The sequence below is a fragment of the Sphingomonas sp. SORGH_AS_0789 genome, from assembly GCF_031453055.1.
Taxonomy (GTDB): Bacteria; Pseudomonadota; Alphaproteobacteria; order Sphingomonadales; family Sphingomonadaceae; genus Sphingomonas.
On sequence record NZ_JAVIYV010000001.1, the window covers coordinates 2,554,514 to 2,572,685 of the forward strand.

17 protein-coding genes are annotated in these 18,172 nt (G+C 69.3%); 5 read left to right on the forward strand and 12 right to left on the reverse strand.

Annotated features, from left to right (window positions below; all coding sequences use genetic code 11):
- Nucleotides 1-14: 14 nt before the first annotated feature.
- Nucleotides 15-887, reverse strand: a complete 873-nt coding sequence (gene yghU, locus QE360_RS11800; RefSeq protein WP_309701741.1) for a glutathione-dependent disulfide-bond oxidoreductase — start codon at nucleotides 885-887, stop codon at nucleotides 15-17.
- A gap of 75 nt (nucleotides 888-962) precedes the next feature.
- Nucleotides 963-2,477: a hypothetical protein gene (locus QE360_RS11805; RefSeq protein WP_309701743.1), complete on the reverse strand. Its 1,515-nt coding sequence runs from the start codon at nucleotides 2,475-2,477 to the stop codon at nucleotides 963-965.
- Between the two features lie 249 nt (nucleotides 2,478-2,726).
- On the opposite strand from QE360_RS11805, the gene QE360_RS11810 reads away from it, so the two are divergent.
- Genes QE360_RS11810 through QE360_RS11830 form a run of 5 tightly spaced genes read left to right on the forward strand, consistent with a single transcriptional unit; the run spans nucleotide 2,727 to nucleotide 8,307 of the window.
- A complete protein-coding gene (locus QE360_RS11810; protein WP_309701745.1) occupies nucleotides 2,727-3,626 on the forward strand; it encodes a glycosyltransferase family 2 protein in 900 nt (299 codons plus the stop codon).
- Entirely contained in the window at nucleotides 3,601-4,401 is an 801-nt protein-coding gene (locus QE360_RS11815; RefSeq protein ID WP_309701747.1) for a ChbG/HpnK family deacetylase, read from the forward strand. Before QE360_RS11810 ends, QE360_RS11815 begins: the two co-directional genes overlap by 26 nt.
- 30 nt (nucleotides 4,402-4,431) lie before the next feature.
- A complete protein-coding gene (locus QE360_RS11820) occupies nucleotides 4,432-4,968 on the forward strand; it encodes an RNA polymerase sigma factor (protein ID WP_309701748.1) in 537 nt (178 codons plus the stop codon).
- Complete coding sequence (locus tag QE360_RS11825; RefSeq protein WP_309701750.1) at nucleotides 4,965-5,954, forward strand: FecR domain-containing protein; 990 nt, start codon at nucleotides 4,965-4,967, stop codon at nucleotides 5,952-5,954. The genes QE360_RS11820 and QE360_RS11825 overlap by 4 nt, the downstream gene beginning before the upstream one ends.
- Nucleotides 5,955-5,964: 10 nt before the next feature.
- A complete protein-coding gene (locus QE360_RS11830) occupies nucleotides 5,965-8,307 on the forward strand; it encodes a TonB-dependent receptor domain-containing protein (RefSeq protein WP_309701752.1) in 2,343 nt (780 codons plus the stop codon).
- Here QE360_RS11830 and QE360_RS11835 read toward each other — a convergent pair.
- The 10 genes from QE360_RS11835 to QE360_RS11875 form a co-directional block, all read right to left on the reverse strand.
- The gene (locus tag QE360_RS11835; protein WP_405052587.1) at nucleotides 8,264-8,908 is read right to left on the reverse strand and encodes a hypothetical protein; all 645 of its coding nucleotides are present in this window, start codon (nucleotides 8,906-8,908) and stop codon (nucleotides 8,264-8,266) included. The two genes, QE360_RS11830 and QE360_RS11835, sit on opposite strands and share 44 nt — an antisense overlap.
- Entirely contained in the window at nucleotides 8,905-9,174 is a 270-nt protein-coding gene (locus tag QE360_RS19140; protein WP_405052588.1) for a glycosyltransferase family A protein, read from the reverse strand. Before QE360_RS19140 ends, QE360_RS11835 begins: the two co-directional genes overlap by 4 nt.
- Nucleotides 9,171-9,536 carry a polysaccharide pyruvyl transferase family protein gene (locus tag QE360_RS11840; protein ID WP_309701754.1) on the reverse strand — a complete coding sequence of 122 codons (366 nt, stop codon included), beginning with the start codon at nucleotides 9,534-9,536 and terminating at the stop codon, nucleotides 9,171-9,173. The genes QE360_RS19140 and QE360_RS11840 overlap by 4 nt, the downstream gene beginning before the upstream one ends.
- A 4-nt stretch (nucleotides 9,537-9,540) precedes the next feature.
- Nucleotides 9,541-9,942 carry a polysaccharide pyruvyl transferase family protein gene (locus tag QE360_RS11845; RefSeq protein ID WP_309701757.1) on the reverse strand — a complete coding sequence of 134 codons (402 nt, stop codon included), beginning with the start codon at nucleotides 9,940-9,942 and terminating at the stop codon, nucleotides 9,541-9,543.
- A 150-nt stretch (nucleotides 9,943-10,092) separates the two neighbouring features.
- Complete coding sequence (locus QE360_RS11850; protein WP_309701758.1) at nucleotides 10,093-11,169, reverse strand: glycosyltransferase; 1,077 nt, start codon at nucleotides 11,167-11,169, stop codon at nucleotides 10,093-10,095.
- Nucleotides 11,166-12,080, reverse strand: coding sequence for a galactosyltransferase-related protein (locus QE360_RS11855; protein ID WP_309701761.1), 915 nt, complete (start codon nucleotides 12,078-12,080; stop codon nucleotides 11,166-11,168). Before QE360_RS11855 ends, QE360_RS11850 begins: the two co-directional genes overlap by 4 nt.
- Nucleotides 12,077-13,219 (reverse strand): glycosyltransferase, encoded by a 1,143-nt coding sequence (locus tag QE360_RS11860; protein ID WP_309701763.1) that lies wholly within the window; start codon nucleotides 13,217-13,219, stop codon nucleotides 12,077-12,079. The genes QE360_RS11855 and QE360_RS11860 overlap by 4 nt, the downstream gene beginning before the upstream one ends.
- The gene (locus tag QE360_RS11865) at nucleotides 13,216-15,231 is read right to left on the reverse strand and encodes an HAD-IIB family hydrolase (RefSeq protein ID WP_309701765.1); all 2,016 of its coding nucleotides are present in this window, start codon (nucleotides 15,229-15,231) and stop codon (nucleotides 13,216-13,218) included. The genes QE360_RS11860 and QE360_RS11865 overlap by 4 nt, the downstream gene beginning before the upstream one ends.
- A gap of 135 nt (nucleotides 15,232-15,366) precedes the next feature.
- Nucleotides 15,367-16,131 (reverse strand): SDR family oxidoreductase, encoded by a 765-nt coding sequence (locus tag QE360_RS11870; protein ID WP_309701766.1) that lies wholly within the window; start codon nucleotides 16,129-16,131, stop codon nucleotides 15,367-15,369.
- A gap of 126 nt (nucleotides 16,132-16,257) precedes the next feature.
- A complete protein-coding gene (locus tag QE360_RS11875; RefSeq protein WP_309701768.1) occupies nucleotides 16,258-18,168 on the reverse strand; it encodes an alpha-L-fucosidase in 1,911 nt (636 codons plus the stop codon).
- Nucleotides 18,169-18,172 lie beyond the last annotated feature (4 nt).

Genomic DNA, 18,172 nt, shown 5'->3' on the forward strand with positions numbered 1-18,172 from the left:
GCGATGGCAAGGGGTCAGCCCTCGGCCTTCAGCTTGTCCGCCGTCCGCAGCTCGAAATCGCTGGCGTCGTGCCGTTCGCGCAGCTGTTCGGACGGCTCGCCGAAGGTCCGGTTGACCATCCGGCCGCGCTTGACCGCCGGTCGCTCGGCCAGCTCGCGCGCCCAGCGCTGGACATGGGTATAGTCCTGCACCTGCAGGAACTCGGCGGCATTGTAGAGGCTGCCCAGCACGACCTGCCCATACCAGGGCCAGATCGCCATGTCGGCGATGCTGTAGGCGTCGCCCGCGACATAGGCATTGTCCGCAAGCTGACGGTTCAGCACGTCGAGCTGGCGCTTGGCCTCCATCGCATAGCGGTTGATCGCATATTCGATCTTCACCGGCGCATAGGCATAGAAATGGCCGAAGCCCCCGCCCAGGAACGGCGCGCTGCCCATCTGCCAGAACAGCCAGGACATGACCCGCGCCTTGGCCGCTGGATCGGTCGGCAGGAAGGCGCCGAAACTCTCGGCCAGATGGGTCAGGATCGCGCCCGATTCGAAGATGGCAAGCGGCTCGGCGCCGCGCCGGTCGACGAGCGCGGGGATCTTGGAATTGGGATTGATGCCGACAAAGCCGCTGCCGAACTGGTCGCCGTCCGCGATGCTGATCAGCCAGGCGTCATATTCGGCCTGCGAATATCCGGCCGCCAGCAGCTCTTCGAGCAGGATGGTGACCTTCACCCCGTTGGGCGTGCCCATCGAATAGAGCTGGAGCGGGTGACGGCCGACCGGCAGCTCCTTGTCGTGCGTCGCCCCGGCGATGGGCCGGTTGATCGAGGCGAACTGGCCGCCATTCTCCTTGTCCCAGGTCCAGATGGCGGGCGGGCTATAGGCGTCGTCACTCATGCGCGTCATGCTCCCTTTGCAGGTCCGGCGCGGCAGATGGGGGGGGGCGGGGTTAAAACAACTGCCGCGTGACGTTTATTTCGGCAGGAGAACGAGCCGATCGCGGCGGACGTACAGCAGTTCGTGCCGCCCTTCGCGCGGGACCGCCATCACCTGTCTATAATCGCGGGCCAGCGCCTCGGCGATCAGCGCATTCGTCGCGGCGTTCCACGGCGAGAAGGGGTCGTCCAGCGTCACGATCGCGGGCGGGCGGCGGCGCAGGATGCGCGCCACCTCGGCCGTCTCGTCGATCCCGATCGCGCCGCGCTCGGCTTCATAGGCCAGCGAGGAGGGGAAGGCATAGGCGGTCGGCACGCATCCGCCCGACAGGTGATAGAGGCTGGAATCGCCCGCAAAGACATAGGGGCATTCGCGCCCGTCGACCGCCGCCATCGCGCGTGCCATGCGGCGGATGCCGTCGCCTTCGGACGGATCGTTGGTCGCGGCGTGCAGGGCGAACAGCCCCGCGCCGATGACGAACACCGCGATCAGCGGCTTGCGACCTATCGCGAAGGCCGGGGCGGCGGCAAGGCAGAGCGGGGCGATCAGCGGCAGCGCATAATGGTCGAAGAACGCCCCGATCATCGCGAAGGCGACGAGCGCGAAGCCCAGCCATATCCGGGTCAGCGTCAGCCCGACCGGCCCCGGCCCCTTGCGCCACGCCAGCACCGCACAGGCGATCAGCGGCAGCAACTGCCCGCCGATCCCCGCCAGCCGCCCGACGATCTTGGCGGCGGGATAGCCCCGGCGCAGCGTGATCGAGGTGAAATTGGCGAACCAGAAGGCATCGAACGAGGCCGTGCCGTTCAGCCGGAAATGCAGCACGACCAGCGCGGTCGGCAACAGCCCCATCGCCATCCAAAGCAAAGCCGCCATCAGGACGGGCACCAGACCGGCCCGCGCGCGCCACAGATACCAGAGATGCGCCAGGCCGAAAAAGGCACCCTCGACCAGCGGGGTATATTTGATCTGGATGGCGATCCCGGCCAGCAGGCAGGCGATCACCCCGCTGACCATGATCGCGCCGACCGCCCGACGCTCGGCCAGGCGCGGCAGGTCCAGCGTCAGGACCGCCGCCGCCGTCATGGCGAGATTGTAGAAGACCGGCGACTGGCCGCTCCCGCCGCTGAGCAGCGGCAGCCAGAGGATATAGGCCGCCCCCGCCGCCAGCCCGGCGGGCCAGGCCAGCGCCATCCGCCGCGCCGCCAGCCAGATCAGCCAGCCGGTCGCCGCGACGCAGGCGGTGCCGACCAGCTGATAGGCGAGGAACCCGTCGCCGGGCAGCAGGCGGAACCCCGCGAACAGCAGGAACAGCCCCGGCGGCTTGCGATCCCACAGGTCGATATAGAGCCGCGCCCCATGGAGGATGCGGTCGCCCACCAGCAGATAATATTGCTCGTCGACATGCGCGACCGGATTGCCGAAATCGCGGGCGCGGACCAGCACCGCAAAGACCAGCAGCGCGAGCGCGGCGCCGAGCGGCCGGTTCAGGAAGGCCGCGATGCCGGTCGCGTGGGGCGTGGCGGCGGGGCGGGGAAAGGAAGGCGTCATCAGGGGCTTGTCCGGGCAGGCGGGCATGGCCCGACCGGGCCGTTGCACCGCCGCCGCATGTCACCGATCGAGGCGCGCGCGCAAAGGAAATCGTGACGGTTCCCATCCGGATCAAAAATTTATGTTGGGCCATGTCCGGATGGCGGGCCCCGGCATCGTCCTAAGCCATGGAGCAACCAGGCGTCGGTCCGAAACGGTCGATCCGGTTGCGACGGGGGTGGGTTCGAATTTCTTGAGTGGGGTGGGTTGATGCTGCTCGATGCGGAAGGCGCGGCCTGGCGGAACGCCAGGGCCCGGGCCGATGCGGGGATGGTCGAGGACAGGGTGGCCTATACGGCGCCCTGCTGGACCATCGTCGTTCCCTTCTTCAACGAAGAGGCCGTTCTGGCCGCGACGCTGGAGAGTCTGGCGGCGCAGACGGTCCGGTTCCGGCTGGTCCTGGTCGACAACGGGTCGGTCGATGCCAGCGCGCGGATCGCGACCGAGACGTGCGAGCGGCTGGAGCTGGATCATGTCCTGCTGCATCAGGCGATGCCGGGCAAGATCAACGCGTTGCGCATGGGGCTGGACCATGTCCATACCCGTTTCGTCGCGACCTGCGATGCCGATACCTGGTATCCGGCGCATTATGTGGCGGAGGCGCAGCGGCTGCTGGAGCGGCCGGGCTGCGTCGTGGCGGGGGCCTATTTCATCGCGCCGGGCGACGGTGAGGCGGAGCGTCGGCGCGAGTCCGCCAATATCCGGCTCGCCGCGCGGATGCTGCCGCGTCAATGCCATGCGGGCGGCGCGGGCCAGGCTTTCCGGACCGAGGCGCTGAAGGCGGCGGGCGGGTTCGATCCGCGCCGCTGGAACTATGTGCTGGAGGATCACGAGGTCATCCACCGCGTCCTGCGCCACGGCACGATGCGCTATGCCGATGCGCTGTGGTGCGTCCCCTCCGACCGCGAGCGGGACCGGGAATCGATCCGCTGGACGCTGGTCGAACGGCTGGTCTACAGTGCGGCGGCGCCGGTTGCGGGGGACTGGTTCTTCTATGACTTCCTCGCCCGGCGGCTGAAGGCGCGGGCGCTGACCACCGAGCGGATGCGCGAGCGCGCCTATCAGCATCTGGCAGGAGTGGTGGGTGAACCAGCTTATTCTGTGCGCTGACGATTTCGCCTTTTCCACCGAAGACAGTCTGGTCATCGCCGAGCTGCTCCGCACGGGCAAGCTGAACGCCACGAGCTGCATGACCGTCCGGCCCAACTGGATGGCGGACAGCGCGATGCTGCACGACGTGCCCGACACGGCGCAGATCGGGTTGCATCTGGTGCTGACCGAGGAAGCACCGATCCACCCCAATGGCTTCACGCAAGGCGGGGTGATGCCGGGGATCGATCCGCTGACCCGGCTGGCGGCGCGCGGCAGGCTGGACCTTGCTGAAATCGCGCGCGAGGTCGAGGCGCAGTTCGATCGGTTCGAGACGGCGATGGGCCGCCCGCCCGCCTTTGTCGACGGGCATCAGCATTCGCACGCGCTGCCCGGCATTCGCCCCATCGTGCTGGCCACCGCCCGCCGCCGTGCGCCCCAGGCCTGGGTGCGGACCTGCGAGGATCGGGTCGCCGCTCTGCTCGGGCGGCCATGGCGCGGCAAGGCGATCGGCAGCGCCTATCACTCGCGCGGGCTGCGGCGCGCGGCCGAGGCGGAAGGGCTGCGCTGCAATCGCGGCTTTGCGGGGCATTACGGCTTTGACGGCCGCTTTGCCGAGGCGCTGCCGCGTTTTCTCAACAAGGCGGGGACGCAGCACCTGGTGATGTGTCATCCGGGGGCGGGCAAGCGGGCGGGCGATACGATCGCGGCGGCGCGGCGCGACGAGGCGGATGTCTTGCGTGCGGTTTCGGTTTCGGACATGGCAAGGGAGCATGGGCTGGCCTTCGCGGCCTGATATGAGGGTGTCCGGTTGGGTAGCGAGGCTTTGGAAAGCCAATTCCTGGAGGCGCGGCCCCTGCTGCGTCGCCTGTTGGCCGCCCGGCTCGGCTCGGTCGAGGAGGCCGAGGATGCCCTTCAGGACCTCTGGCTGCGGGTCGCGGCGCTGGAGGATGTCGAGATCGTCCAGCCGATTCCCTTCTTCTGCCGGATGGCGATCAACCTGGCGACCGACCGGCGGATCGCGGTCACACGGCGCGGATCGCGCGACGGCGCCTGGGAGGAGGTCCAGCCCCAGTCGGACGAATATGCCGATCCCGAACGGATCGTCGGCGCGCGCGACGAACTGGCGCGGGCGCATGCCTTGATCGCGGCCATGCCCGACCGGATGCGCGAGGCCTTCACCCTGTTCCGCTTCGAGGAGCAGCCCCAGCGCGTCATCGCCGAGCGGATGGGGGTGACGATCAGCGCGGTCGAGAAGCTGCTGCGGCGGGCCTATCATTATTTGCAGGAAAATCGTGAGGGCGGGGGTGCGGATCGGTCGGTCCGGTGTCGTCAACACGGTGAAGGGAGCAGGGGGGCGTGACGCGGGACGAACAGGCGATCGATTGGCACATCCGGCAGCGCACGATGGACGCGGCCGATTGGGAAACCTTTGCCCAATGGCTGGAGGAAAGCCCGGCCAATGCGCGCGCCTATGACGCGGTGGCGATGGCGGACCATGTGCTGACCGCGCCCGCCATGGCCGAGCCGGTCGCGCCCCTGCCCGCGCCGGTCCTACCCGCGCCGGTCCTGCCCGAGCCGGTCGCGGAGATCGGATATGCACCGGCGGCCGCCAACGACAATGGCGGCTGGGGGCGCTGGTGGCTGATGGGCGGCGTCGCGGCGGCGGTCGCGCTGGTCGCGGGGCCGATGCTGATGACCGCGCGGCCCGATATCCGGATCGAGCAGACCGCGCCGGGCGAGCATCGCAGCATCGCGCTGAACGACGGAACGACGGTGGAGATGGCGGGGGGATCGCGTCTTCGCTTCGACCGGAACGATCCGCGCGTCGCGACGCTGGAAACCGGACAGGCGCTGTTCCGGGTCCGCCACGATCCGTCGGCCCCCTTCGAGCTGCGTTCGGGCGACGTCACGATCCAGGATGTCGGGACCGTCTTCGATGTCCGCCGCACGGGGGCGCGGCTGGACGTGTCGGTTGCCGAGGGCGCGGTGTCGCTGGCGCCGAAGGGCCAGCGGATCGCACTGGCGGCCGGGCAGGGGGCCAGCCTGGACGAAGCCGCGCATAGCCTGCGCCTGACGCGGGTCGATCCGGCCCAGGTCGGCGACTGGCGCGGCGGTACATTCGATTTCGATCGCGAGTCGGTGGGGGCGATTGCCGGACGATTGCAATCGGCCTATGGCGTGCGCATCGCGGTGGAGGGGCCCCTGAGCGATCGCAACGTCACCGGGGTGATCCGGATGACGGGCGATGCCGATCGGGATGTTCCGCGGCTTGCGAAGCTGATCGGAGCGGAGTGGCGCCAAAGCGGTGGGAATTGGATTTTGCGGGCGTCGGAGGGGAATCGCTGACCATGGCCTGATGGCCTTGGTAGCCCTTGCCATGCCCTCCGCCGCCCGCGCGCAGCCGCAGGACTATGGCGACGCGGCGACCGCCCCGCGCCGGATCGTGCTGGCCCCCGCGACGCTGGATTTCGCGCTGCGCGAACTGGCGCGACAGGCCGGGATCACGATCGTCGCGACCGATGACCGGCTGAACCGCGTCCGCACCTCGACGCTCCATCTCACCGCCACCCCCGCCCGCGCGCTCGACCGGCTGTTGCGGGGCACCGGCTATCGCGCGGTGGCGATCGATTCGACCAGTTTCCGGGTCGTCGGGGCGCCGCGCACCGCCCGACCGACGAAGATCGCGCATCCCAAAACCGTCCCTCCGCCCGCGACCAACGGGCAGGACATCATCGTCACCGCCAGCAAACAGGGCACGGCGCTGGCCCGCTATCCGGGCAGCGTCTCGGTGGTCGGGCGCGGTGTCACCCTGCCCGCGGGCTCGATCAACCTCAGCGACGTGGCGGCGCAGACCCCGATCCTCCAGACGACCGCACTGGGGCCGGGGCGCAACAAGCTGTTCATCCGGGGCATCGCCGACAGCAGCTTCAACGGCGCGACCGAGTCGACCGCCAGCCTGTATCTGGACGATGTCCAGATCGCCTTTGCCGGGCCCGATCCGGGACTGAAACTCTATGACATCGGCTCGGTCGAGGTGGCCGAGGGGCCGCAAGGCGCGCTGCACGGCTCGGGGGCGATCGGCGGCATCATCCGGCTGACCTCCAACCCGGTGTCGCTCGATCGCGACGGCGGGCATGTCGAGATCGGCGGTGCCCTGACCACGCATGGCGCACCCAGTGCCGATATGGCGCTGGTCGCCAATCTGGTGGCGATCCCGCAGACGCTGGGACTGCGTGTCGTCGGCTATCGCGGGGTGACGGGCGGCTATATCGACAATAGCCGCACGAAACGGACCGACATCAACCGGGTGCTGACCAATGGCGGCCGCGCGACGCTGCGCCTGGCCCCCGGCGATGGCTGGCGGGTGGAACTGGGCGGCGGCGCCCAGTCGATCGTCGCGCGCGACGCGCAATATGTGACGCACGAGGACTCGCTGGTCACGCGTGCCGCGATTCCGCAACCGTCCTGGAGCGATATGAGCTTCGGCCGTATCCTCCTGTCGAAGGATTGGGCGAGCGGGCTGCAATTCGTCTCCGCCACCGGGCTGGTGGACGGCGCGTCGTTCGAGAATTTCGACGCCAGCGCGGTGGGGGCGGTCGAATCCTATCAGTTGTCGAGCGACAAGGCGCTGTTCTCGCACGAAAGCCGTTTGTCGCGGCGCCTGCCCGGCGGGGGATCCTGGGTGCTCGGCATCAACCTGGTGTCGGATCAGTCGGTCATGGGGCGCTCGCTGACCATTCGCCAGGGCGTGCGGCCGGTGATCGGCGTGACCAACGTCACCCGCAGCGGCGCGATCTTCGGCGAGGCGACGCATCCGGTGACCCGGGCGCTCTGGGTGACGCTGGGCGGGCGCGTCACCCTTGCGCGGGTCGATGGCGAGCCGTCGATCACGCCGCGCAGCGGCCAATATGTCCGGGGGCGGTCGACCGCGCGGGTCGATCCGACCCTGGGCTTCACCTGGCAGCCGGGCGGCGACTGGACCCTGTTCGGCCGCTATCAGTCGGGTTTCCGCACCGGCGGTCTGGCCGTGGCGGCGGGGGTCGGGCGGGTCGCCAATTTCGACCCCGATTCGATCGCGATGGTCGAGCTGGGCCTGCGCCATCTGCGACGCGGCGATACCGGCCTGTCCGCCTCGGTCAGTGTGTCGCGCGCCAATTGGCGATCGATCCAGGCCGATCTGCTGGGGCGCGGCGGCCAGCCCGCGACCAGCAATATCGGCGATGCACGGGTCGACGCGCTGGAGGGCTGGGCCGACTGGGTGCCGCAGCAGGACTGGCATATCAACGCCGCCCTGTTCCTGACCGACAACCGGGTGACGGGATCGACCGCGATGCTCAGCCGGGCGCGCAACCGGCGGCTGCCGGAAACGCCCAGCATATCGGCGCGGCTGGGGGTGATCCGCGACCTGCGGGTGGCGCCGGAGCTGACGCTGTCGGCGCGGGTCGATGCGGCCTTTGTCGGCCCCTCCGTGCTGGGGGTGGGCGACATGCTCGACGTGCGGCAGGGGGGATATGGCGTCGTCGATGCCGGGCTGACCGCGCGCCATGGTCGCTATGCGCTGGCGCTGACGGTCGACAATCTGCTCGACGAGCGCGGCAACCGCTTCGCCTTTGGCAACCCGATCCTGCTCGGGCGGCACAATGTCTCGACCCCGGTCAGGCCGCGGACGATGGGGTTGCGCCTGAGCGCCGATTTCTGATCGCCTCGCGGCCATAGCGGGCAAAGCCTGCGAGGATATGGCGCAGGCGAAAGGCGTGGAAATGCCGGATCTGCGGAACGGGCCCGGCGAACCGCGTCGCCAGGTTGCGCAGGTCGTCGCGGATCGTGCGGGCGATCCGGGCATCCCGCCACAGATGTTTGGCATACAGCGCCCCGTCGCCATAGCCATAGCCCGCCAGCAGCGCGACCACCTCGTGCGCGGCTTTCCGGCCGTGATGATGGTCCACGACGAAACCGGGATCGTACAGCACCGGAATATCCCGCCCCAGCGCGCGGAACAGGAAATCGGTATCCTCGGCCGCGCGAAAGGGGGCGCCCGCGCCGAACCGCTCGTCGAATGCGCCGACCTTTTGCCGGACGTCGGCGGTGAAGGCCAGGTTGGCGCCCATCACGAAGCCGCCGGGAAAGACATCGCGGCCCGCGATCATCGGATGATCCTCCAGCTTGACCGTGACCGGCAGGTCGGACGGGTCGCCCAGCAGGATACGCCCGCCGATGATGACCGGGCCGGGATGGCGCGCAAAGGCGTCGGCCAGCCGCCGGAAATAGTCGGCATGAAGCACGCAGTCGTCATCGGTCATCGCGATGATCCGCCCCCGCGCCGCCGCCATCGCGACGTTGCGCGCGCCCGCGCGAGCCCCGCGCGGGGTTCGACCAGCAGTCGGACCGCAAAAGCCTGTTCGGCGGCCCAGTGGCGGACCATCGCGGCGCTGTCGTCGGTCGACCCGTTGTCGACCACGATCACCTCCAGCCGCGTGGACCCCGCTGCCCTCGCGATCGAGGCGAGCGTGGCGGACAGGCTGTCGCGGCGATTGCGCGTGCAGATCAGCAGGCTGACGTCGATCATGCCGTTATCGCCGCACCGATCAGCGCCATCGCCTCGTCCGGGGTGGCGGCCTGACGAACCAGCGGCGAACCATGGGTCCATGCGCCGATATAGGCGGCGACCTTGCCATAGTCATTGTCGAGCACGACATGCGGCAGCCCGAGGAGCAGCGCCAGGATATGACCGTGCAGCCGGTCGGTGACGACCTGTTCCCCGCGCGACAACAGACGGAGCCCGCGCTCCACCCGCGCCCACGCCCGTGCGGTGAAGTCGGCCTCGGTCGGGGGCGTCTCGTCCAGCCAGTCCAGCGCCACCGCATCCGGGCTTTGCCGCAACAGCCGGTCGTCCCGCGCGGCGCGTTCGGCATCGGTCCGCAACAGCATCAGGCTATGGCAGTCGGGCGCGCGGGGGGCGCGGCAGCGGTCCGAGCCCGAAGGCGGAGTCGGGGGACAAGGCGACCGGACAATCGAAATGCCGCCGCGCCAGTTCCAGGCTGGCGGTATCGCGGACATGAAGGTGGAAGTCGCCATGCCCGGCGACCAGCGCGGCGAAACGGTCGCGATGGGCGGGATCGCGGAAATGGATCGACTGGGGCAGCTGGACGATGCGGCGATCGGGGAAATCGCGGATCAGGCTTTCGCGGAAATGCTGATGGTGCGGCCAGATATCGCCCAGATTGCCGCCGCCATGGATCAGGATCGGCCCGACCGGGCAGGCCGCGACGAAGGCGGCCGCATCGAAATCGTCCCCAGCGCGACCTATAGGCCGGATCGCCCGCGCCGACCGCATGGAGCAGAGCGATCTCGCCCAGCCAGATCGCGCTGTCGCCGACATTGGGATGGTCGGGAAAGTCGACCAGCGCATAGGGCTCGCCGGGCGCGATATGGTGGCGGTACAGGTCGCGCAACGCCGCCTGCTGCCGGGCGATGACATCCTCGCTCATGCGGCCCGCGTCACGCGCGCGGCGGCGCAGACCTCCGCATAGAGCGCCTCGCATCGGTCGAGCCAGCGGTCGCGGGCGAAATGGGTCTCGACCCGGTGGCGGGCGACCGTGCGGGGAATGGCCCTGGCCGTGTCGATCGCGTGGGCGAGCGCCTCTACATCGCCTGCCTGGGCCAGGCACCCCGCCTCGCCGACGACTTCGGCCGCCGCGCCTTCGTCAAAGGCGGCGACGGGCAGGCCGCAGGCCATGGCCTCGATGGCGACCAGGCCGAAGGGCTCGTCCCAACAGGGGGTGAAGAGGAAGACCGAGGCACGCCCGATTTCCCGCGCCAGCGCGGAGCCGTCGAGATGCCCGCCATAGCGGATGCCGTCGCCGAGCAGGGGCTCGACCGCCGCCCCCCAATAGTCCGGGTCTTCGATGGCGCCGAACAGGGTGAGGGCGATGCCCGCCTTGCGCGCGGCGAGCGCGGCCAGGTGCGGGCCCTTATTGGGGGTGATCCGGCCGCACCACACCGCCTCGCCATTGCCCTGCGCCACGAAGGGCCAGGCGGCGGGGTCGATGGCGTTGTGCAGGACCGAGGCTTCGGGCGGTGCCCCCTGCGGCCACCAGGCGGCGAGCTGGCGCGCCGAAGTGACGGTCAGCCTGTGGGTCGGGCCTGGGCTGGCGGTGACGAAATAATGGAGCGCGTCATAGGGCGGCACGTGCAGCGAGGTGACGGTCGGCGTCGCGGCGGTGCGGCGCGGCTCCAGCGGGAAGCGGTGAAGGCTGTTATTGTGCACCACGTCGAACCCGCCGCGCGCGATCCGGTCGCAGGCGGCGGCGTAACCGGCATCGACATGCGCGATCAACTCGGGCTTGCCGCGATGCTCGGCCCAGGGGAACACCGCCTCGTAATGGACGGGCAGCACCGGATCGAGCGTGAAGCGCGGGTCGCTGTCGCCGCTGGCGAACAGCACCACCTCATGCCCGCGTGCCACCAGCCCCTCCGCCAGATACCAGCCATGCGCCTCCATGCCGCCGAGGAAGGGCTGGCGGATCGGCTGGCGGACATGGGCGAGCAGCGCGATCCTCATGCCGCGACGCGGGACCCGGCGGCGCGCTCCTCCAGCAGGCGGATGACGCTGGCGGTATTGGCATAGGGTTGGTGGCTCTGCTGCCCGGTCAGGGCGAGGTCGTCCTTGTCGGGACGGCGCAGGATGCGGATCGGGCGGCCGGGCGTGTCATCGATCAGCCCCATCAGGCGAAAGGCGTGCAGCCAGTGCCCCATGGTGCGATAGCCCCATTTCGCCTCGAACAGCTCGGCATTGCGCACCACGCTGTCGATATGGTGGACGGGCGGCATGTGGTGCGGATGATATTGGTGATAGGCGAGCCCGCCCTTGATCCAGGCGATCGGGACGCCCGCCTTGTCCACCACCTTGCCGAAATCGGTGTCCTCGCCGCCATAGCCCGCATAGCGTTCGTCGAAGCCGCCGGTTGCGAGGAAGGTCGCGCGGCGCATCGCGAAGTTGAGTGACCAGAAGCACCGATAATCGGCGCAGCGCTCGATCCCCTCGGGCGGCGGCCCTCGCCGGTCGGAGTGGCGGACGGCGACCGTCGCGAAGTCCTCATAGCGCCATTCGCCCTGCGTCGCGCCGCCGGGCAGATACATCACCTCGCCCATCAACAGCCCGTCCATCTCATCGAGACAGCGGTCGTAATCGGCCAGCAGCTCGGGCGTCGGGATGCAGTCCATATCGAGGAAGACGATCTTGTCGCCGACGCATGCCTTGGCCGCCGCGTTGCGCGCGGAGGCGAGCGGCAGGTGCGGACCCGACACCATCATCTGGCGAATGGGAAAGGGCGCATCCGGTAAGTCATAGGGCGCGTCCTGAATGACCGCGACGATCAGTTCGGCGGGCATGGTCGTCTGGCGGCTGAGGCCCAGGACGACATTGCGGAGATGATCGGGGCGGCCCCCGGCAAGCGTGACGACCGAGATCATGAATGAGCTCCGCTGGGGGTGGGGGTGGTAAGGGAGAGGTCGACCGGCCATAGCCGCGCGGCAAGCGCCTCCAGCCAGTCGGCGGCGTCCTGGGCGGGCGTATCGGCGATCATCGCGCGCTGGAGCGCGGGGCGGTGGGTGGCGCGCGTCTCGGCCAGCGCCGCGGTCCAGGCCTGCGCCGAGGAGGGCAGATGCGGGCGGACACATGCCGCCCCCGCCGCCGCCAGCGCCTCGGCCTTGCGATGCTGCTCGTCGAAATAGCGCCATTCGGGAATGGCGAGCCAGGGGCGGGCGGCGGCCAGGATCTGCTGGCAGGTGGTGTTGCCGGTCGAGGCGATGACGAGATCGGCGGCGGCGACATGGTCGGCCGGATTGTCGACCCAGCCGCGATGCTCAATATTGCCGGGCTCGGTCGCGTGCCAGTCGCGCACGACCGGGCCGATGGTGATCCAGCGCGCGCCCGGACGGCTGCGCGCGCCGACGCCCAGCGGGGCCTGCGCGAAACCGCCGCCGCCGCCGCCGGAGAGGACGAGGATGACCTCTTCCTCCGCGCCGACGCCGATCCGCTGGCGCGCCAGTTCGCGCTCGGGCACGCGGGTGTCGACGCCCAGCCCGCCCGCGAAACAGGTCTTGGACAGCATCGCATCGTCCCATTCGGGCTGAGCCAGCGCCTCGTCGAACGCCGCGAGCAGCCCGGCCGCGCCGTCATAGGCCGCGCGGTGCCCGGCATCGCCCCGGTCGCCATGCTGGAGGATCTTCACATGCGGCACCGAGCAGATGCGCGACAGCTGCGCGATCTCCGCCGACACGTCGCAGATCATCAGCGCGGGGGCGGCGCGGTCGAACCAGCCCGCGATCACCGCCATGGCATGGCGGATTCCCGGCCAGCCGAGCGGCGCGCAATGCAGCGTCTCGGGCGTCGGGACCGAGTCCATCGTCCCCGCCTCGGCCCCCGTCGGCTCGAATAGCGAGGGGATGACGATCAGCTCGACCTGCGGGGGGAGCGGCGGGAAGATGTCGTCGCGCGCGCAGAAGATGGTGACCGGGCGTTCGGGCGGCAGCGCGTTCAGGATGGCGGCGCAGCGTTCGGCATGGCCGCGCCCCTGATGATGGACGAAATAACCGAAGGGCCGCATCATGCCGCGCTCGCGCGCATCAGCATCGGCGCGGTCAGACCCAGCCGCTCCAGCCCTTCCAGCACGCCATTGGCATGATGCCCGGCGACGCGCAGCAGCCCGTCGCGCGGGGCCAGCCCGTCCAGCTCGTCGCTGGCATTGCCGACGACGATGGCATGGCCACACGCCTCCAGCATGTCGACATCGTTGCCGCTGTCGCCCGCCGCGATGCAGGCGCCGACCGGCAGGTCCAGTCGCCGTGCATAGGCCGCGACCGCCGCCGCCTTGCCGCCCAGCGGCGCCAGCACGTCGATCAGCCGTCCGTGCGAATAGACGACCTTGGCGGCCAGCCCCTGTTCGGACAGGACGGCGCGGACCCGCGCGGCATCCTCGGCGGTGCCGAAGAAGCTGATCTTGTGCGGCCCCGCCGTGTCGCGCGGTTGCGGGCGCAGGCGCAGCGGCTTGAGCGCACTCGCCACCGCCTTGCGGTTCCACCCCTCGTCCAGCCGCGCGGCATAGACCGGGCATTCCTGCCACCCGCGCTGGCCCTTCAGCATGATGCGGGTGCCGACATCGGTGATGAAGGCGTCGGGTTCGGGCAGGCCCCATTGCGACAGAATCATCCGCGCCATCGCGAAGGAGCGGCCCGTCGCGACGACGAAGGGCAGGTCGCTGCCCTGTCGCCACTGGGCAAAGCCGTGCGCTCCCGCCGGGCAGCCGGTCAGCGTGTGATCGATATCGCTGGCGAGCAGCCCCGGCGCGCGCGGCAGGCGGGCATAGAGCGCGACCGACTCCGCCGCATAACGGCCCCAGTCGTAACGCGCCGCGCCCTCGCGGCCCGCGCGGCTCATCGCGGCATGACGTTCGGGAGAGGCGATGATCGACAGGCAGGTTTCCGCGATGGCCGCCTCGTCGCGCGGATCGACCAGCAGGCCATGGCCCAGATGGGCGACGATCTCGCTGGGGCCGCCATGCCGGGTCGCGACCACCGGCACGCCGGCGGCGGCGGCCTCGATCAGGGTCAGCCCAAAGGGTTCGTGCAGCGCGGGATTGACGAAGACCCCTCCTTGCGCGGCGCGGTCGTACAGCGCGGCGACGTCATGTCCGTCATGCGCAGGCGGCAGCGCGACATGGCCGCGCAAGCCGGGCGCCTCGACCAGCGCCTGCAACTCCGCGAGGACGGCGCGTTCCTCGGCCGAGCCGGGGCCGTCATGCTGTCCGGCCAGGATGACCAGATTGGCCGCGCGCTGGAGCTTGGGAGAGGCGGCATAGGCGCGGGCCAGCGCGGCGAGGTTCTTCTTGGCGACCGGCCGGGCGATGGCGAGCACGATCGGCTTGGCCGGATCGTCGAGCCACTGGTCCAGCCGCGCGGCCAGCGACGGCTGCGACGATGGCCGCGGGTCGCGGCTGGGCACGCCGGGCGGGATGCAGTGGATGCGCCCCGAGACGGGCGTGTCATAGGCATGGACCTGCCGATCGGCTTCGTCGCGGGTCGACACGATGATCGCATCCGCTTGGGCGATCGCGGTCCGCTCGGCGGCGATACGGGCATCGAGCGCGGGGCAGGAGCCCTGATGCATTTGCTTGTCGATGCCCAGCGCGTGCGGCGTATAGACGAAGGGAATGGCGAAGCGGCGCCGCGCCTCGGCCGCGACGGCGGCGGCGTCGGAGAAATGCGCGTGGATGACGTCGGGAAGCCGGGGCAGCCGCGCCAGATGCGCGCAGAACGCCTCGGTAAAGGCGGACAGGTCCTCGGCCAGCGCTTCCTTTTCCAGATAACCGCGATTGGCGGTCGCGATCCGGTCTATGGTCAGGCGGGGCGACAGGCGTTCGCTCGACAGGCCATGCTCGACGGCCAGACCTTCGCCCTCGAACAGCCGGGTGACGATCGAAACTTGATGCGTGTCAATATTGTCGGCCTGCGCGGCGGCGGAATCAAGAATATAGGCAATATGGCCGCCCGTATCGGCGGTGATACCATAATGGACAGGTGGCGATTTCAGGCACCCGCCAAGCGCCAGATGAACAATGATCAAGCTCGCCCCTTTCGTTATAGAGGGACAACGTCGGATATTTTGTTTGGCTCCCAGAACGATGATGGAAACATAAGCTAATTTTCACGAGGCGATGCGGCCCGTCGCCCATCTTGATATATATCTATATTACGGTCGTCAGCTGAGCGGTGGCTGGCCATTGGAGGCGCTCAGGCCGCCATCCACGGGCAGGTTGATGCCGGTGATGAACCGGGCATCCTCGCTGGCCAGAAAGGCGATGGCCCCGGCGATATCGTCGGGCTCGGCCCCCCGGCCCATCGGAATGCGCGCCTCGAACCTGGCGATCAGCTCGGGCTGTTCCTTCATCCCCTCGGTCAGCGCGGTGTAGGTCAGCGACGGATTGACCGCATTGACGCGCACGCCGTTCGCCGCCTCGTCCATCGCCAGCGCGCGGGTGAAGTTGGTGACCGCCCCCTTGGCGGCACAATAGAAGCTGTGGTTCCAGTCGCCGCCCAGACCGGAGACGGAGGACATGTTGATGATGCACCCCTTCGCCGCGCGCAAGGGCGCGATCGCGGCGCGCGCCATCTGGACGACGCCGTACAGGTCGGTCTCGATGACTTTGGTGAAGGCCGAGAAATCGCCCTCGTCGAGCTTGCCGAGATGATCGATCCCGGCGTTGCTGACCAAGACGTCGACACGCCCGAACCGCTCGATCGCCAGCGCGACCAGCGCCTCGCAATCGGCCATTCTGGACACGTCGGTCTGCCGCGTCGCGACGGTCGCGGGGGCGAGCGCCTCGGCCAGCGTCGCCAGGCCGTCCTGGTCCGTATCGCCGAGGACGAGGGTCGCACCCTCTTGCGCGAAGCGGCGCGCGGCGCCTTCGCCGATGCCCGAGGCCGCGCCGGTGACGATCACGATCTTGCCATCGAAACGGGCCATGGCTGCATCTCCTGTCCTGTGCTCAGGCCCGGCTCAACCGCCCGGACCCCGCACTGTTCCGCATGACGGGACAGGAGGACGCCCCGCCGCGCCGGACGGTCCGGCTGCGGCGGGGCGGAGGGGGGCTCAGCGCTTGGTGAAGGCGCCGATCCCCGCAATCGCCAGATTGGCGGCGGGCTTGGACATTTCGGCAAAGCTCAGCCGCAGATAGCGGACCGGCCGGACGCTGGTGAAGGGCAGGCGCTGGGTGGAAAGCGCATAGGCGATGTTGGAGAATTCGCCCGAGCCCGCCGGGGTCCAGTTCTTGCCGTCGACGCTCGTCTCCGCGACATAGCCGCGCGGCGGGGCGGCATCGACCATCACCTGGCGCGACGGCGTCAGGCTGAAGCCCGCCACATCGCGGACCTGGCCCATGTCGACGGTGACGCTGGCGGGCTTGCCCGGCGTCGGCGCGGGCTGGACCCAGATGGTCTTGGCGTCATTGTCGAGCAGCTTCTCCGCACCCGGCGCACTCGCCGAGACGATCGTCCAGTCGGTGGTCGCCAGCACCGTGGGATCGCTCGACACGATGGCGGGGACGGGGACCGGCGCGACGCTCCGGAACAGCGACACCTCGCTGATCGCCGGGCAGACCGGCGCGTCGACGATGCGCAGGCGGACCCGCTTGGCGGTGATCGGGGTGGGCAGGCGGATGATCCGCTGCGCGCTGATGCACTCATGCTCGGCAAGCTGCTGCCACTGGCCGTTCACCTCGGCATCGACCGCGAAGCGCGTGACCCGCACGCCGAGCGGCAGATATTCGCGGATGCGGATCAGGTCGAAGCTGCGGCCGGGCGGCAGGTCGAGCGTCAGGCTGGGGGTGGTCACGCCATCGGGGGCCGACCAATAGGTGTCGCGGTCGCCGTCGAGGACGCGGGCCGCCTCGAACCCCTTGCCGCGAACATGGCTGGCGCTCGCCACCGCCCCTTGCGCGAGGTCGGTCGCGAAGCTGGCGCGGATCGCATCGCCGAAGCTCTTCAGGATCTTGACGTCCTGATCGGGAATGCGGCCACGCCGGTCGGGCGGCAGGTTCAGGTTCATATTGGTGCCGCGCGCGACCGAGGTGTCGAAATAGCCGACGAGATTCTCAGGCGACCGGACCTTGGAGTCCTCGTCGGCGTGATAGAACCAGCCGGGCCGGATCGAGGTGTTGGTCTCGGCCGGCCACCACAGCGCGCCGCCGCGCACGCCCGAATTGCCCTCCGACTGGACGTAAGGGTGGTTGGGCATGGTCGGCCAGCAGGGATCGCCCGCAATGCCGTCCTCATTGCCGACCCAGCGAATGTCCGCGCCCAGCGGGTCGAAGGTGCACGCCATGGGCTGATATTGATGGACCAGCGCGATGATCGAGGGCCAGTTGTAATATTTGGGCGCATCGATCTGCCGCGTCTCGCGCGCGCCGCCATAATAGCCGTCGCCGCCATTCGCGCCGTCGAACCAGAATTCGAACAGCTCGCCATAACCGGTGCAGAGCTCGACCACCTGCTTGCGATAATAGTCGATATAGGCGGGGGTGCCATAATCGGCGCGGTTGCGGTCCCAGGGCGAGAGATAGATGCCGAACGCGATCCCGCCGCGCTTGCACGCATCCGACATCTCGCGGACGATATCACCCTTGCCGTCCTTATAGGGCGAGTTGCGGATGCAATGCTCGGTCAGCCTGGTCGGCCACAGGCAGAAGCCGTCATGATGCTTCGCGGTCAGGATGATGCCCTTGAGGTTCCCCGCCTTGGCCGCCGCGACGATCTGGTCCGCGCTGAAGTCGGACGGGTTGAACATCTTGGGGTCTTCATCGCCGTAACCCCATTCCTTGTCGGTGAAGGTGTTCATGGCGAAGTGGACGAAGGCATATTGCTCGCGCTGATGCCAGCGCCACTGGCGCGCCGAGGGGACCGCGCCGTAAGGGGCGGGGGCACCGGCCCGCGCCTTGGCAAAAGCGGGCGTGGCGGACGCGACCAGGCCGGAGGCAAGGACGGCGCGGCGGGAGAAATCGATCATCTTC

What these genes read in the sequence shown, in the direction of transcription:
- QE360_RS11810 (WP_309701745.1), top strand. Translation starts at nt 2,727, where the DNA reads ATGCTGCTCGATGCGGAAGGCGCGGCCTGGCGGAACGCCAGGGCCCGG.
- QE360_RS11830 (WP_309701752.1), top strand. Translation starts at nt 5,965, where the DNA reads ATGGCCTTGGTAGCCCTTGCCATGCCCTCCGCCGCCCGCGCGCAGCCG.
- QE360_RS19140 (WP_405052588.1), bottom strand. Translation starts at nt 9,174, where the DNA reads ATGATCGACGTCAGCCTGCTGATCTGCACGCGCAATCGCCGCGACAGC.
- QE360_RS11850 (WP_309701758.1), bottom strand. Translation starts at nt 11,169, where the DNA reads ATGAGGATCGCGCTGCTCGCCCATGTCCGCCAGCCGATCCGCCAGCCC.
- yghU (WP_309701741.1), bottom strand. Translation starts at nt 887, where the DNA reads ATGAGTGACGACGCCTATAGCCCGCCCGCCATCTGGACCTGGGACAAG.
- QE360_RS11875 (WP_309701768.1), bottom strand. Translation starts at nt 18,168, where the DNA reads ATGATCGATTTCTCCCGCCGCGCCGTCCTTGCCTCCGGCCTGGTCGCG.
- QE360_RS11845 (WP_309701757.1), bottom strand. Translation starts at nt 9,942, where the DNA reads ATGCGGTCGGCGCGGGCGATCCGGCCTATAGGTCGCGCTGGGGACGAT.
- QE360_RS11805 (WP_309701743.1), bottom strand. Translation starts at nt 2,477, where the DNA reads ATGACGCCTTCCTTTCCCCGCCCCGCCGCCACGCCCCACGCGACCGGC.
- QE360_RS11840 (WP_309701754.1), bottom strand. Translation starts at nt 9,536, where the DNA reads ATGCTGTTGCGGACCGATGCCGAACGCGCCGCGCGGGACGACCGGCTG.
- QE360_RS11855 (WP_309701761.1), bottom strand. Translation starts at nt 12,080, where the DNA reads ATGATCTCGGTCGTCACGCTTGCCGGGGGCCGCCCCGATCATCTCCGC.
- QE360_RS11860 (WP_309701763.1), bottom strand. Translation starts at nt 13,219, where the DNA reads ATGATGCGGCCCTTCGGTTATTTCGTCCATCATCAGGGGCGCGGCCAT.
- QE360_RS11870 (WP_309701766.1), bottom strand. Translation starts at nt 16,131, where the DNA reads ATGGCCCGTTTCGATGGCAAGATCGTGATCGTCACCGGCGCGGCCTCG.
- QE360_RS11835 (WP_405052587.1), bottom strand. Translation starts at nt 8,908, where the DNA reads ATGACCGATGACGACTGCGTGCTTCATGCCGACTATTTCCGGCGGCTG.